The following is a 14297-nucleotide window of genomic DNA, read 5'->3' as shown; positions in this document are numbered from 1 at the left end:
ATTAACTTCCCCTGCTCGATTTTATGCAGAGGGCGAATATGCGTGCGTTATTCCTGACCAAAGCGTTATAGCCAACCGACTTAAAAATGATTACAGCCGATGCCCTGATATGTGGCAAAGAAGCATAGCTGGCTGTTATCAAAATAATGTCGCTTAGCTATACTGGTCATGCTGCTGTTGGCGAACACCACCGCCTGGGGAAAGACCGTTACCGACCTGCTGGGGCGCCAGGTAGCGATTCCCGATAATCCTTCACGTCTTTTTCTTGGCGAAAGCCGTTTGCTCTATACCCTTGCGTTGTTAGAACCCGGCAACCCGGCACAGCGAGTGGTAGGCTGGCCCGGAGATTTGGCGCGTTACGATGCGCAAAGCTGGGAAAAATACACCGCTGCGTTTCCTGCCATTGCACAGATCCCGCGTCTTGGCGATGGCGGTCCACGCACACTGAATGCCGAAGCCATTCTGCCGTTAAAGCCCGATCTGGTCATCCTGCCGCGCCTGGCTAAAACTTCGACGGAAGATGAGGCGCTACAGCAAACGCTTGAACGCGCAGGCATCCCGGTGATTTATGTCGATCTGCGCGTCGAACTGTTGAAAAACACCCTGCCCAGCATCCGTTTACTTGGCGAGGTGCTGAACCGCACGGAGCGTGCTGACGCGTTCAGCGCGTTTTATCAGCAGCATATGGATGCCATTTCGCAACGACTGGCACACTATCACGGGCAAAAGCCTATCGTGATGTTGCACCTGCATCTGGGTCGCCGCGATACCTGCTGTACCACGGCGGTCGGTGGCAATCTCGGTGAACTGTTATAGCTAAGCGACATTATTTTGATAACAGCCAGCTATGCTTCTTTGCCACATATCAGGGCATCGGCTGTAATCATTTTTAAGTCGGTTGGCTATAACCTTTGCGGGTGGCGATAACATTGCGGCCGACAGCATTCAGCGCGTCTACGGTGAACTCAACCCGGAAAAAGTGCTGGCAGCCAACCCGGATGTCTACATCGCCACCGGCATGGCGGGGCCAGAAGGAAAACGGTTTTCAACGCTGATGCTGGGCCCGGACGTTTCCGATCAGCAAGCGCAAAACAGTTTTACCACCCTGCTACAACACGAACCCATTCTTTCACACCTGCGTGCCGTGCAGCAGGGGCGCGCCTGGAGTATGTGGCACAACTTCTACCTAAGCCCGTATCACGTGGTGATGGTGGAGATGTTTGCCAAAGCGCTTTACCCCGATCTGTTTGCCGATCTGCAACCGCAAGACACCTTAAAACAACTCTACCAACAATTCTTACCTATTGAATTTTCAGGGACATTCTGGAGTCACATCGCACATGAACGCTAATTTTATCCGTCGCGGCTGGCCACTTATCGCGTTGTTGCCACTGGGTTCGCACGCTGCCTCCTCGAGCGCGCAGGAAGATATAGCTAAGCGACATTATTTTGATAACAGCCAGCTATGCTTCTTTGCCACATATCAGGGCATCGGCTGTAATCATTTTTAAGTCGGTTGGCTATACCGTCGTGGTCACCCAATCTGACCGCGCCGCCGCCGATACAGACAGCAGCTATAGCTAAACGACTTAATTTTGATTACATTATTTAAATGAGCTATTCAATTGATTTTAGACGTAAAGTGATATCTACACGGAAAAACGAAGGGTTGAGTATCCGAGAAACAGCGAAGCAATTTCGGATTGGCCCTGCCTCTGTATCGCGTTGGATTAATCAAATAGAGTCAAAAGCATCGACCACGCGTCAGCGAAAGAGCGATAAATCCGAGTTGATAAAAGATGTTGAACAATATCCAGATGCTTACCAAAAAGAACGTGCAGAGCGTTTTGGCGTTTGTCAGAAGGCCATTTGGCAAGCGCTTAAAAAGCTGGGATTGACCTATAAAAAAAACTCTACGTCATCCGAAAGCCGACGAAAACGCCCGGCAGGGATTTCAACAAAAAAAACAACAGTATGAAAAAGAAGGTAAACCTATTGTTTTTATTGATGAAAGTGGTTTTTCACACGATGCCCCACGGACTCACGGCTATTCCCCAAAAGGTCAACGGTGTTTTGGCCTGAAGAACTGGGGAGCTAGGGGAAGAACAAATGTTATCGGCGCTTTATTAGGCACAACGCTGTTTGCTATCGGATTATTTGATATCAATATTAACAGCGATGTTTTCTATGCCTGGGTCACACAAGTCCTTATCCCAGTACTCCCTAAAAACAGTGTAATCATGATGGACAATGCCACTTTTCACAGAAAACATAATATTCAACAAGTCATCATCGATGCAGGGTATATGGTGGAGTATTTGCCTACATATTCGCCAGATCTTAACCCAATTGAGCATAAATGGGCACAAGCAAAAAGCAAAAAGCAAAAAAAGAGAGATGGGTTGCGATACAGAGAGTTTGTTCTCAGTCCATATGGTGTAATCAAAATTAAGTCGCTTGGCTATACCTTCTTACTCCTTAGCGCCGGTCTTTGGAATTTCCATCTCAGAACAGCGTAAAATTTACTTCAATCACCGAAACACCCTTATTTCATTATTAAGCAACACGCTTTTTGTTCGCAGAACCACCGTTTGCGGGGGATGTGGGGGGAAAGGACCGCGCCCTTATCGTTAAGATCAAAGGGCGCGGCATGGTGCGATTAAAAATCTACGCTGGCACGCAGCAGTACCTGACGTGGTTCACCCACCGCCACGCGCAGGTTGTTGCCGCTGGACGGGTAGTAGGTTTTATCAAACAGGTTCTTCACGTTCATCTGCCATTTCACCTTGTAGCAGTTAAACGGCACGGTATAGGCTACAAAAGCGTCAGCAACGGTGTAATCATCGAGGTATAGCCAAGCGACTTAATTTTGATTACACCATATGGACTGAGAACAAACTCTCTGTATCGCAACCCATCTCTCTTTTTTTGCTTTTTGCTTGTGCCCATTTATGCTCAATTGGGTTAAGATCTGGCGAATATGTAGGCAAATACTCCACCATATACCCTGCATCGATGATGACTTGTTGAATATTATGTTTTTTGTGAAAAGTGGCATTGTCCATCATGATTACACTGTTTTTAGGGAGTACTGGGATAAGGACTTGTGTGACCCAGGCATAGAAAACATCGCTGTTAATATTGATATCAAATAATCCGATAGCAAACAGCGTTGTGCCTAATAAAGCGCCGATAACATTTGTTCTTCCCCTAGCTCCCCAGTTCTTCAGGCCAAAACACCGTTGACCTTTTGGGGAATAGCCGTGAGTCCGTGGGGCATCGTGTGAAAAACCACTTTCATCAATAAAAACAATAGGTTTACCTTCTTTTTCATACTGTTGTTTTTTTTGTTGAAATCCCTGCCGGGCGTTTTCGTCGGCTTTCGGATGACGTAGAGTTTTTTTTATAGGTCAATCCCAGCTTTTTAAGCGCTTGCCAAATGGCCTTCTGACAAACGCCAAAACGCTCTGCACGTTCTTTTTGGTAAGCATCTGGATATTGTTCAACATCTTTTATCAACTCGGATTTATCGATCTTTCGCTGACGCGTGGTCGATGCTTTTGACTCTATTTGATTAATCCAACGCGATACAGAGGCAGGGCCAATCCGAAATTGCTTCGCTGTTTCTCGGATACTCAACCCTTCGTTTTTCCGTGTAGATATCACTTTACGTCTAAAATCAATTGAATAGCTCATTTAAATAATGTAATCAAAATTAAGTCGTTTAGCTATAGAAGCTGTTGGCCGCATCTCCCGCACGGCGACCGACGTAGAGTGCACCGGCACCTGCGCGCAGGTCGTCTCCGGCATGCCATCCAAGCGACCCGAAATCTTGCGTCAGGAACAGCGCGGCAGTGTGGCGAGCGGCGTTAGTCATTTCGTTACCGTTATTTTTCGGATCGGCCGCCACGCGCGCATCAGTAAAGGCGTAGCTACCGATCAGGCTCAGGGAATCGGTGAGCTTACCGGCCATATACAGCTCAATACCTTGCGAGCGCACTTTGCCTGAGGTGCGTGTCACTGTTTCAGTGCCGATGGTTTCATCCACCATCACGTTACGTTTCACAATATCGAACAGTGCCAGGTTAGCGGTGATACGGTCCGGCAGATCGATTTTGGTGCCCACTTCATAAGAATGGCCCAGTTCAGGAGGAAGTGCGCCGATTTGAGTGGCAATAGACGAATTGGTTTTGAACGATTCGCTTTAGCTGGCGTAGAGCGAACTGTTCGGTGTCAGGCTGTAGATAACGCCGGTGCGCGGTACAATGCGGTGGTAGGAACCGTCGGTGTTGGCGACAAATGGGCGGCCTTTGCCTGCCATGACATCAAAGCTGTCGTAGCGTAACCCGCCCAGCAACTGCCAGCGTTCGTTCAGGCGCAGGGTGTCTTGCACGAAAAAGCCGGTGCTGTCGATATTTTCACGCTGGTCGCTGTCTTTGGCGCTGACCGTGGTGGAGGCGGGCAGGGTGCCGTAGACCGGGTTGTAAATGTTGAAACCTGAAGTTGCTGTGCCACGGATCATGTCGCCACGGAAGGTACGATCGGCTTCATAATCAACACCAAACAGCAGTTGATGGTTGATGCGTCCCCAGTCTACGTCGCCATTCAGGGTCAGTTGGACGATTTGCGCCTGGCTGCGTGCGTCTGCCGTTAAGCGTGTTGCTTAATAGTGAAATAAGGGTGTTTCGGTGAGGCTTTGTTGAATAAATCGAACTTTCAGGGGATCGCCGGATCAAAGCACTATCATCGCTCCCGATAGCAGCTCCCCATGGCAAAGCAAAAGTTTAAAATCACCAACTGGCCCACCTACAACAAAGCACTCAGACAACGCGGCTCCCTGACGGTCTGGCTTGATGAGTCGGCCATCGCTGCATGGACTGACAGTTCTTCGCCTGAAGGTCGTGGTCGGCCGCTTTGCTACACCGATATGGCTGTTACCACGGTTTTGATGATAAAGCGCGTGTTTAACCTGTCGCTCCGGGCATTACAGGGCTTTGTCGACTCGGTTTTTACACTGATGAGCCTGCCACTGCGCTGCCCGGACTACTCTCTGGTCAGTCGGCGGGCAAAAACCGTCAGTATCAGCATAAAAACGCCAACGCGTGGTGAAATCTCGCATCTGGTCATCGACAGTACCGGTCTGAAGGTCTTTGGCGAAGGTGAATGGAAAGTCAGGCAGCATGGGGCTGACAGACGAAGAGTGTGGCGCAAGCTTCATCTGGCAGCAGACAGTGCGACGCATGAGATTATCTGTGCCGACTTATCGCTCAGCGGAACGACAGATGCGCAGGCACTGCCGGGCCTGATTAACCAAACCCACCGAAAAATCAGGGAAGTGTCAGCAGACGGTGCTTATGACGCCCGTTACTGCCACGATGCTTTGCTAAGAAAGAAAATCAGGCCCCTTATCCCGCCGCGAAGCGGAGCCAAATACTGGCCGGACAAGTACCATGAGCGTAACCATGCGGTGGCGAATCAGCGTCTGAGCGGGAGTAATGATATGTGGAAAAAGAAAGTGGGTTATCACCGGCGTTCAGTGGCAGAAACAGCGATGTTCCGCATAAAAACTTTGCTGGGTGGCCATCTGAGCCTGCGTGACTATGAGGCTCAACTAGGTGAAGCCATAGCGATGGTCAAAGCGCTGAACCGTATGACGTTGTTGGGTATGCCACACAGCGTCAGGATAGGATAACAGGTGTAGCAGAGGGAGTCATCCTGTCGGCTAATTCTGATTTATTCAACAAAGCCATGGAAATTCCAAAGACGGGCGCTAAGGAGTAAGAAGGTATCATCAATAAAGGGTCTACGATTCCGTAAAATTTGGGTCATGCAACCGAGGCGCTTGATACCCGCAATGGCGTGTTCAACTGTAATACGGATGCCCGAGATTATTTTATTTTCTTGTTTTTGTTCAGGTGATAAAGGTCTTTTTCGAGTTCCTTTTTTTGGGATTTGTGTATTAGGATGCTGTTTATCTATACCTTGAAAACCGGTATCTGCCCAGATGGTTACCTCAGGAGGAATATGGCGAATTATATCGACTTTATCGAGTAAGCGTTTATCGTGACGGCGCCCATTTTTGCTCATGGGGATAAATCCAATTTGCCTTGTTTCGTCAGTCATAATAAGCCCTTTTCGAGTGGTCTGTCTTTTCTTTCCCGAATACATTTTTTTTCGCCGACGCAGATTCTTAGGCTTTTGGACAGGTCGCTCTGTCCCATCAATAAAGACGTCTTTAACTCCAGGAAAGGCGCGAAAAAATTCCTCAGCAGAGCGAATTTGACGAGCGGGCAAAACACATTCTCGCCCCAAGGTCATCTCTAAAACCGGCAATAATATTTTTACCCAGCGACATACCCGTGTTCTATCTAAACCAAAAAGAAGTCCTTGCAAATCATAGGTCGGATAACATTTTAAATACAATAAAATAAAAAGCAGTTTATCTAATGGGAGTCTGTAAAGAATTTCGTGTAAATGGCTCCATCGCTTAACCGGAAATCCGATCTCCATACATCAACATGAATTGGCTCATAGCCGGTTTCAAGTCTCTGATTGGTAGGGTCCATTTAGCCGAGATATTATGCAAGGCTAGATAGAATAATTTTAGCACCGAGTCATCCGTTGGAAATATTCGTCGCGTTTTCGTTATCTTGCGCAATGAAGCATTTAACGACTCTATCGCGTTGGTGGTGTAGATAACCTTGCGGATCTCCGGCGGAAAATCAAAAATGACGATGAGACGTTCCCAATTATTTCTCCACGATGGGCTGATCGTCGGGAACTGCTCATCCCATTTGGCCGCGAAGGCATCCAGGGCCTCTTCAGCGCCCTCTAGCGTTGCGGAACTATAGATAGTGCGCAGGTCAGCAGCAACGGCTTTACGCTCTTTCCAGCCGACGTAGCGCAGCGAGTTCCGCACCTGATGCACGATGCAGAGCTGTACCCGCGTATGCGGGTAAACAGCTTCAATGGCATCAGGAAAGCCCTTCAGGCCATCGCAGCAGGCGATGAAGATGTCCTGTAGCCCACGATTTTTCAGTTCTGTCATTACAGATAACCAGAACTTGGCCCCCTCGGTTTTGGCTATCCATAGCCCCAGCAGCTCTTTTTCGCCCTGGCCGTTGATGCCTAGAGCAAAGTAAACAGACTTGTTGGTCACGGCTCCGCCGTCCTGGCTTTTGACCACAATACAGTCAAGGTAAACAATGGGATAAAACGCATCCAGCGGCCGTTGCTGCCAGCGCTTAACGTCATCCATCACGGCATTGGTCACTTGAGAAATGAAGCCAGCGGAAACATCAACCCCGTAGACTTCTTTAAAGTGAGCCTGAATATCACGGGTTGATAGCCCTCTGGAATAGAGAGGAATAATGCGGTCATCGAAGCCGTTAAGCTGCTTTTCGTGCTTACCGATCAGTGTCGGCTCGAAGGTACTGTTGCGGTAGCGCGGAATATCGAGCTCGAGCGCCCCATTTTGGCTACGTACGCTCTTGGATGTCTTGCCATTGCGGGAGTTGCCTGAATGATTACCAGCCGGGTCATGCTTAGCATACCCAAGGTGTATCTCCATCTCAGCTTGAAGAACCCGTTCCGCCAGTCTTTTAGTCAGCTCCTTGAGTAGGCCTGATTCACCCAGAAGCTCCTGAGGGGAGTGGCAATCCTGAAGCAGTTGGTCAATAAGTTCGTTGCTGATAGGCATTTTTTGTCCTCTGAAGGTTTTCCTCAAAATGCCACTTACACAGATCTTTTTACACTCTCTCTAATGGGGTTGGGATAAATCCTTTCTGCCCTGCACCCATCTGCCGCTCGTGATCTTTTCGATTCTTTTTCCGATAAATCAAATAACAAGCTGAAAATTCAGCGGCTAAATTTTTCAATTCTTCGACTGATAATCCAATGATTGCTTTACATAAACGATTATCTCGTAACAACCGCTCTTTGTTGATCATTTCAAACCTTTATTCTCTAAGTTAAACCTCTTTTTATTCTCAATAGCCTGACAAAAAATGCAAGTCTCTATTCAGCAACTAGTTTAAAGCACGCTATACTCATCGTGTTGCCATGTGGCAAACAGGTAATGGGAGGAAACATGTCTGGCACGAGCAATATCGTGCGTTTACGGCCTCTGGAACGAGAGGATCTCAATTTTGTCCATCAGTTGGATAACAATGCCAGCGTGATGCGTTATTGGTTTGAAGAGCCCTATGAAGCCTTTGTGGAATTGTGCGATCTCTACGACAAGCACATTCACGACCAAAGCGAGCGGCGCTTTATCATCGAGTTTGAAAAAAATCGGGTAGGTCTGGTCGAGTTGGTGGAAATCAACCATATCCATTGCCGCGCTGAATTCCAGATTATTATCGACCCTGCCTATCAGGGGCGTGGTTATGCCAGTGCCGCCGCCAAGCTGGCAATGGATTATGGGTTTTCCGTACTGAACCTGTACAAGCTGTACCTGATTGTGGATAAAGAGAACACCAAGGCTATCCACATTTATGCCAAGCTGGGCTTTGAAGTCGAAGCCGAATTGCGCCACGAGTTTTTCATCAACGGCGAATACCGCAATACCATTCGCATGTGCATTTTTCAGCACCAGTATATGGAACGGTATAAAGCGAATGCGGCGTCAGAAAAACCGTCACCGGAAGCCGATATTACACGCTAACAGGTTAATTATCTAAATCTTCGATTTAAAGCCGATTGTCGTGATTCAGGATCGTCGGCTATTCCCCCGATCATCACCTGCCGACGTTTATATCACGTTGACAGAAAGAACACCTAAGCCTTCCACTTACAACACATGCCGTTGAGACGACGTTAGCCTTGCATCGGGAAAATAACATATTACTGCTCAAAAAACACCATTCATCAAACAAGAACGCTTTATGATTCACCACTCTCTGCCATAAAAATTACTATTAAAACTCAACGAAGGAGATAAGCATGTCATTAATTCCAAATGCCAATAATCGCTATTCTTTACTGACCGACCCGGTTAGCACAACTCGCCACGCAGATAAGAAAAGTGATAACAATCTCATAAAGCAACTCAGCAGGGTAAAATCATCAGCAGATAAAACTATCTCTATATCTAACAAAGCGGGGAATATGGAAATAGATATACATTATCCCAAGAAAAGAGACTGTAAAATAATCTGTGTAAATGGCATTTTGAGGAAAACCTTCAAAGGATAACAAAATGCCTATCAGCAACGAACTTATTGACCAACTGCTTCAAGATTGTCACTCCCCTCAGGATCTGCTGGGTGAATCAGGCCTACTCAAGGTGCTGACTAAAAGACTGGCGGAACGGGTTCTTGAAGCTGAGATGGAGATGCACCTTGGGTATGCTAAGCATGACCCGGCTGGTAATCATTCAGGCAACTCACGCAATGGCAAGACATCCAAGAGCGTACGTAGCCAAAATGGGGAGATCGAGCTCGATATTCCGCGCGACCGCAACAGTACCTTCGAGCCGACACTGATCGGTAAGCACGAAAAACAGCTTAACGGCTTCGATGACCGCATTATTTCTCTCTATTCCAGAGGGTTATCAACCCGTGATATTCAGGCACACTTTAAAGAAGTCTACGGGGTCGATGTTTCCGCTGGCTTCATTTCTCAAGTGACCAATGCTGTGATGGATGAAGTTAAGCGCTGGCAGCAACGGCCGCTGGATGCGCTTTATCCCATTGTTTACCTTGACTGTATTGTTGTCAAAAGCCAGGACGGCGGAGCCGTGGCCAACAAGTCTGTTTATCTGGCCCTCGGCGTCAACGGCCAGGGCGAAAAAGAGCTGCTGGGGCTATGGATAGCCAAAACTGAGGGGGCCAAGTTCTGGTTATCTGTGATGACAGAACTGAAAAATCGTGGGCTAAAGGACATCTTCGTCGCCTGCTGCGATGGCCTGAAAGGCTTTCCTGATGCCATTGAAGCTGTTTACCCGCATACGCGGGTACAGCTCTGCATTGTGCATCAGGTGCGGAACTCGCTGCGCTACGTCGGCTGGAAAGAGCGTAAGGCCGTTGCTGCTGACCTGCGCACCATCTATAGTTCCGCAACGCTAGAGGGCGCTGAAGAGGCCCTGGATGCCTTCGCGGCCAAATGGGATGAACAGTTCCCGACGATCAGCCCGTCGTGGAGAAATAATTGGGAACGTCTCATCGTCATTTTTGACTTTCCGCCGGAGATCCGCAAGGTTATCTACACCACCAACGCGATAGAGTCGTTAAATGCTTCATTGCGCAAGATAACGAAAACGCGACGAATATTTCCAACGGATGACTCGGTGATAAAATTACTCTATCTAGCCTTGCATAATATCTCTGCTAAATGGACCTTGCCAATCAGAGACTGGAAACCTGCTATGAGCCAATTCATGTTGATGTATGGAGAACGAATCTCCGGTTAAGCAATGGAGCCATTTACACAAAATTCTTTACAGACTCCAAGAAAAAATTTTGCATACCGCAACTCTTTTCAATATCGAAACAAAACAAGATAACCCTCACCCCAGAAAACTGTAAAGGCATCATACTAACCTCCTCCAAAGACCCAAATAACAAAATGGGGATCAATATAAATCTTATCACCGATCAACCTTCCGATTGACGCCATTACCCGGTTAAATAACGCCATCCCCATAACGCGTATTTATTTTGTGGATGGTGCCATGACCCAAGGATAATTAGGCTGTGTCCCTTAATTGCTTGAGCTATAGTATCCATCTGTTTCTAAGACACTTTGGATTATGGCTCGCTACGATCTTTCTGATGAAGCATGGGCAATCATTGAGCCCTTGTTACCAACCGTTTTGACATCTCCGCAGGCAGGCCGGCCATGGGCAGAACATCGCAAAATCGTCAACGGCATGTTCTGGATACTGTGTTCAGGTGCCCCATGGCGTGATTTACCTGAACGTTACGGCCCATGGAAAACCGTTTATAACCGTTTCAATAGATGGTCAAAGTCTGGAGTTATTAACATTATTTTTAATTGGTTACTTTCATTTCTTGATGCTCATGGACTTGTTGACTGGCCAGCCACTGCGCTGGATGGCAGCAATATCCGTGCGCTCAAATGTGCGGCTGGCGCTCAAAAAAACATCCCGATATTACCAACGATAACAGCCTGGGTCGCTCACGAGGTGGTTATGGCACCAAAATCCACATGGCGACTGACGGAAGCGGCATCCTGCTAAATATCGTACTGAGTGCTGGGCAGGCTCACGAAAGCCTGTTCGCGTTACGATTCCTGGACGGCATTGGCGTGCAACGGCAGAACGGTAGCATGAAGCGTCGTGGTCATGCGGTACTGGCTGACAAAGCCTACTCTGGCAATGCACTCCGTAACGAGTTGAAAAGAAAAGGGATAAGAGCGGTTATTCCCCGAAAATCAAATGAAAAACTGGCTTCAGATGGACGCTCACAACTTTATCGTGATGCTTATCGCCGTCGCAACGTTGTAGAAAGATGTTTTGGCCGTTTAAAGGAATATAGACGGATTGCCACACGTTATGAAAAAACGGCAAGAAACTATCTAGCAATGGTGAAACTGGGCTGCATCCGCTTGTTTTACGCCCGGTTACGTAATTAAGGGACACAGCCTAGTCCCTACAACAGAGCCAATGGCGCCAACATATAGCCAAGCGACATTATTTTGATAACAGCCAGCTATGCTTCTTTGCCGCATATCAGGGCATAGGATGTAATCATTTTTAAGTCGGTTGGCTATATCAACGGCTAGACTACCCTGAGAATTGCCGAAACAACGCTTTACCGCTTAACAGCCGCAGTCCCAGCCAACCGCCGCACAGCGACAGTAGCAAGGCGGCACTGAGTGGCAGTGCCCCCCACATCACCACATTAGGCTCCCAGGGAAAATCAAACACTTTGCGTTGTAACAGCCACAGCGCCACTTCCGCACCAATGGCGGCCGCTACCCCCGACATCAGCCCCAACGCAGCAAACTCGCACCACAAGGTGCCACGCAGCAAGCGACGTCCGGCCCCCAACGTGCGATACACCATCAACTCCTGACGCCGCTGACGCATGCCAACCTGAATTTGCGCCAACAGCAGCAGTATGCCGCAGAACAAGACCAGCACCACCATCACTTCCAGCGCACGACTCACCTGCTGCAATACCTGACCAATCTGGCGCAGCATCGTGCCCACATCCAGTACACTGACCGTGGGAAATTGGCGGTTAAGCTGCACGATAAGTTTGTCATCACCGTCGTGGCGGAAACTGGTCAGCAGCGATTGCGGCTGTGCATCCAACGCACCGGGCGGGAAAATAAAGAAGAAGTTCGGCCGCAGGCTCTCCCAATCCACGCGCCGGAAGCTGGTCACCGTGGCGCTATAGCCAACCGACTTAAAAATGATTACATCCTATGCCCTGATATGCGGCAAAGAAGCATAGCTGGCTGTTATCAAAATAATGTCGCTTGGCTATAAAAGGCTGCGTGTCGCCGGTGAAGGTCAGGGTATCGCCGATAGTGATCCCCATCTCCTGCGCCTCATTCGTTTCCATCGAGACTTCCCCCGCTTTCGGCGCTTGCCCGGCCGTCAACACGTTGTGATCGGGTAGGCCCTCCATCCACGTCAGGTTCAGTTCGCGGTTAACAGTATTAGCACCCGGATCGTTCTCATGGATACGCTCGGTCGCGACCTGACCGTTAATAGCCGTCAAGCGCGCACGAATGATCGGATAAAACGCCTCCGGTTTCACCGCGTGCTGTTCAAGGAACGTTTTCAATGGTGCCGCCTGAGGTGGCGCGTTATTCAGCAAGAAAAAGTTAGGGCTTTCCGGCGGCAACTGAAGCTGCCAGCGCTCCAACAGATCGCCGCGCATCACCAGCAGCAACGCCAGCAACATAAACGACAGAGAAAACGCCGCCAGTTGGCTCAGGGTGGACCACGGCTGACGCAACAGTCGATTAACCGCCAGACGCAGCGGCAAATGCTTGACCGTCAGGCGACGCAACACCAACAACCCACCCCAGCCTACAACGCCCAGCAACAGCGCCAGCACGGCCGTGCCACCGAGCAATGCCCACAGCAACATGCCGCCGCCAGAGAGCAGTGCCAAGCCGGCCACCACAATCAGCGCCACGGCGGGCAGATAGTATAGCCAACCGACTTAAAAATGATTACATCCTATGCCCTGATATGCGGCAAAGAAGCATAGCTGGCTGTTATCAAAATAATGTCGCTTGGCTATAACGCAACGGCCAGACGTTCGCCGTGATATCCTGACGCAGCACCCGCAACGGCTGGGTCGCCAGCAGCAGGCGATAAGGACGTAGCTCCACCAGCAGCGAAATCACCACCAGCGATCCCAATGCCCATACCCACGGCCACAGCCCCGCTGCAGGCAACGCGGTGGGCAGCACCGGCGCTAACAAACGCGTGAGTATCGCTTCAAAACCTAACCCCTCCAGGCTGCCGCACACGCCAGCCAACTCCAGCACCGACACCCATTGCCCGACAATCAAACGCCGCAGTGCTCGTTTGTCCGCGCCCAGCGTTTTGAGTACCGCCACCAAATCGTAGAGGCTGCGGCAATAGTGCCCCATGGCAACAGCCACCGCCGCGACGGATAACAGCAGTGTCAACAGCGCCGACAGCAGTAAAAATTGCTGCGAGCGTTGCAAGGACTTACTCAATGCCCCGTCGCTGTCTTCCATGCCATACCAGCGCTGATCCGGTTTCAGCAACGGTTTGATAAAATCGCTGAACAGCGTGATACGCGCGTCATCACCGGCAAACATATAGCGCCAGGTAATGCGTCCACCCGGCTGTATCGCACCGGTTTTTTCCACATCGGCGCTGCTCATCAACACGCGCGGGGCGGTATCAAACGGATTAAACCCTTCGTCCGGCTCCTGAATCAGTTCCCCGGCGATTCGCAGCGTAGTATCGCCAACATCGAGGTTATCCCCGACCTTCAATCCCAGTAATGCCAGCAGTCGCGGAGCCACCAATACCGAGCCAGGAACCGGATGACGCGCGCCAACTGGGCCTGTTCGCCCGCATAGGTCATGGTCATGAATGACACCTGGCGACTGACCGTCAACCCTTGTTGCTGTGCCGTTTTCAACCAATCTTCATCCACCGGACGTGCAGCGCGCAGCACGCGATCGCCCGCCAGAAAATCACGGCTCTGCTGGCTTAGCCCTTTCTCCATGCGATCGCTGATATTGCCCAACGCCAGCACACACGCCACCGCCAGCGTTAACGCCAGCCACACGATCAGCAGCGACGGGGATCGCCACTACCGCCAAAACCAGCGCCA

General features: G+C 49.6%; 12 protein-coding genes and 4 pseudogenes. 8 read left to right on the top strand and 8 right to left on the bottom strand.

The genetic code is table 11. From position 1 onward, the window contains the following. Positions 1 to 168 precede the first annotated feature (168 nt). The 3 genes and pseudogenes from ACQGXV_RS24410 (at position 169) to ACQGXV_RS24400 (ending at position 2519) form a co-directional block, all read left to right on the top strand. Positions 169 to 1351: pseudogene (locus tag ACQGXV_RS24410) on the top strand (ABC transporter substrate-binding protein). A gap of 261 nt (positions 1352 to 1612) precedes the next feature. Then, positions 1613 to 1978 (top strand): IS630 transposase-related protein, encoded by a 366-nt coding sequence (locus tag ACQGXV_RS24405; RefSeq protein WP_440863338.1) that lies wholly within the window; start codon positions 1613 to 1615, stop codon positions 1976 to 1978. Then, the gene (locus tag ACQGXV_RS24400; RefSeq protein ID WP_440867586.1) at positions 1902 to 2519 is read left to right on the top strand and encodes an IS630 family transposase; all 618 of its coding nucleotides are present in this window, start codon (positions 1902 to 1904) and stop codon (positions 2517 to 2519) included. Before ACQGXV_RS24405 ends, ACQGXV_RS24400 begins: the two co-directional genes overlap by 77 nt. 140 nt (positions 2520 to 2659) lie before the next feature. On the opposite strand, the pseudogene ACQGXV_RS24395 reads toward ACQGXV_RS24400, so the two are convergent. From ACQGXV_RS24395 to ACQGXV_RS24380, 4 genes and pseudogenes are all read right to left on the bottom strand, one after another. Next, positions 2660 to 2851, bottom strand: a pseudogene (locus ACQGXV_RS24395) (hypothetical protein); the annotation flags it as partial. A 22-nt stretch (positions 2852 to 2873) separates the two neighbouring features. Beyond that, positions 2874 to 3407 carry an IS630 family transposase gene (locus ACQGXV_RS24390; RefSeq protein WP_440862665.1) on the bottom strand — a complete coding sequence of 178 codons (534 nt, stop codon included), beginning with the start codon at positions 3405 to 3407 and terminating at the stop codon, positions 2874 to 2876. Then, positions 3331 to 3696, bottom strand: a complete 366-nt coding sequence (locus tag ACQGXV_RS24385; protein ID WP_440862584.1) for an IS630 transposase-related protein — start codon at positions 3694 to 3696, stop codon at positions 3331 to 3333. The genes ACQGXV_RS24390 and ACQGXV_RS24385 overlap by 77 nt, the downstream gene beginning before the upstream one ends. 34 nt (positions 3697 to 3730) lie before the next feature. After that, positions 3731 to 4651, bottom strand: a pseudogene (locus ACQGXV_RS24380) (TonB-dependent siderophore receptor); the annotation flags it as partial. Positions 4652 to 4768: 117 nt separating this feature from the next. Between ACQGXV_RS24380 and ACQGXV_RS24375 the strand changes: the two are divergent. Continuing rightward, positions 4769 to 5692, top strand: coding sequence for an IS5 family transposase (locus ACQGXV_RS24375; protein WP_440863456.1), 924 nt, complete (start codon positions 4769 to 4771; stop codon positions 5690 to 5692). Positions 5693 to 5733: 41 nt separating this feature from the next. Here the strand turns inward: ACQGXV_RS24375 and ACQGXV_RS24370 are convergent, their stop codons facing one another. From ACQGXV_RS24370 to ACQGXV_RS24360, 3 genes are read right to left on the bottom strand one after another with little or no spacing between them, the layout of a single operon-like run. Next, on the bottom strand, positions 5734 to 6510 hold the full coding sequence (locus ACQGXV_RS24370) for a transposase family protein (protein WP_440863455.1): 777 nt from the start codon (positions 6508 to 6510) through the stop codon (positions 5734 to 5736). Beyond that, positions 6488 to 7699 carry an IS256 family transposase gene (locus ACQGXV_RS24365; protein WP_440863453.1) on the bottom strand — a complete coding sequence of 404 codons (1212 nt, stop codon included), beginning with the start codon at positions 7697 to 7699 and terminating at the stop codon, positions 6488 to 6490. The genes ACQGXV_RS24370 and ACQGXV_RS24365 overlap by 23 nt, the downstream gene beginning before the upstream one ends. Positions 7700 to 7748: 49 nt before the next feature. Further along, entirely contained in the window at positions 7749 to 7949 is a 201-nt protein-coding gene (locus tag ACQGXV_RS24360; protein WP_440863451.1) for a hypothetical protein, read from the bottom strand. A gap of 140 nt (positions 7950 to 8089) precedes the next feature. On the opposite strand from ACQGXV_RS24360, the gene speG reads away from it, so the two are divergent. The 4 genes from speG (at position 8090) to ACQGXV_RS24340 (ending at position 11595) form a co-directional block, all read left to right on the top strand. Then, positions 8090 to 8665, top strand: a complete 576-nt coding sequence (speG, locus tag ACQGXV_RS24355; RefSeq protein ID WP_440863449.1) for a spermidine N1-acetyltransferase — start codon at positions 8090 to 8092, stop codon at positions 8663 to 8665. A 278-nt stretch (positions 8666 to 8943) separates the two neighbouring features. Further along, positions 8944 to 9195 carry a hypothetical protein gene (locus tag ACQGXV_RS24350; RefSeq protein ID WP_440863448.1) on the top strand — a complete coding sequence of 84 codons (252 nt, stop codon included), beginning with the start codon at positions 8944 to 8946 and terminating at the stop codon, positions 9193 to 9195. 4 nt (positions 9196 to 9199) lie between these two features. Then, entirely contained in the window at positions 9200 to 10411 is a 1212-nt protein-coding gene (locus tag ACQGXV_RS24345; protein WP_440862551.1) for an IS256 family transposase, read from the top strand. A 339-nt stretch (positions 10412 to 10750) separates the two neighbouring features. Further along, positions 10751 to 11595 (top strand): IS5 family transposase gene (locus ACQGXV_RS24340; RefSeq protein ID WP_440863446.1). Its coding sequence is split into 2 segments (ribosomal slippage): positions 10751 to 11096 and positions 11096 to 11595, totalling 846 coding nucleotides; the frame shifts between segments, so codons are not numbered across the junction. Between the two features lie 151 nt (positions 11596 to 11746). On the opposite strand, the pseudogene ACQGXV_RS24335 reads toward ACQGXV_RS24340, so the two are convergent. Next, a pseudogene (locus tag ACQGXV_RS24335) lies at positions 11747 to 14261 on the bottom strand (ABC transporter permease). Between the last annotated feature and the right edge of the window lie 36 nt (positions 14262 to 14297).

The sequence above is a fragment of the Symbiopectobacterium purcellii genome (assembly GCF_052050035.1).
In the GTDB taxonomy this organism is placed as follows: Bacteria; Pseudomonadota; Gammaproteobacteria; order Enterobacterales; family Enterobacteriaceae; genus Symbiopectobacterium; species Symbiopectobacterium purcellii_A.
Note: the sequence above shows the minus strand (reverse complement) of the source record. Positions and strands in the feature narration are given on the sequence as shown.

Excerpts from the sequence above, each read along its gene's own strand:
- ACQGXV_RS24405 (WP_440863338.1), top strand. The coding sequence starts at position 1,613 with ATGAGCTATTCAATTGATTTTAGACGTAAAGTGATATCTACACGGAAA.
- ACQGXV_RS24385 (WP_440862584.1), bottom strand. The coding sequence starts at position 3,696 with ATGAGCTATTCAATTGATTTTAGACGTAAAGTGATATCTACACGGAAA.
- ACQGXV_RS24375 (WP_440863456.1), top strand. The coding sequence starts at position 4,769 with ATGGCAAAGCAAAAGTTTAAAATCACCAACTGGCCCACCTACAACAAA.
- ACQGXV_RS24370 (WP_440863455.1), bottom strand. The coding sequence starts at position 6,510 with ATGGAGATCGGATTTCCGGTTAAGCGATGGAGCCATTTACACGAAATT.
- ACQGXV_RS24365 (WP_440863453.1), bottom strand. The coding sequence starts at position 7,699 with ATGCCTATCAGCAACGAACTTATTGACCAACTGCTTCAGGATTGCCAC.
- ACQGXV_RS24360 (WP_440863451.1), bottom strand. The coding sequence starts at position 7,949 with ATGATCAACAAAGAGCGGTTGTTACGAGATAATCGTTTATGTAAAGCA.
- speG (WP_440863449.1), top strand. The coding sequence starts at position 8,090 with ATGTCTGGCACGAGCAATATCGTGCGTTTACGGCCTCTGGAACGAGAG.
- ACQGXV_RS24350 (WP_440863448.1), top strand. The coding sequence starts at position 8,944 with ATGTCATTAATTCCAAATGCCAATAATCGCTATTCTTTACTGACCGAC.
- ACQGXV_RS24345 (WP_440862551.1), top strand. The coding sequence starts at position 9,200 with ATGCCTATCAGCAACGAACTTATTGACCAACTGCTTCAAGATTGTCAC.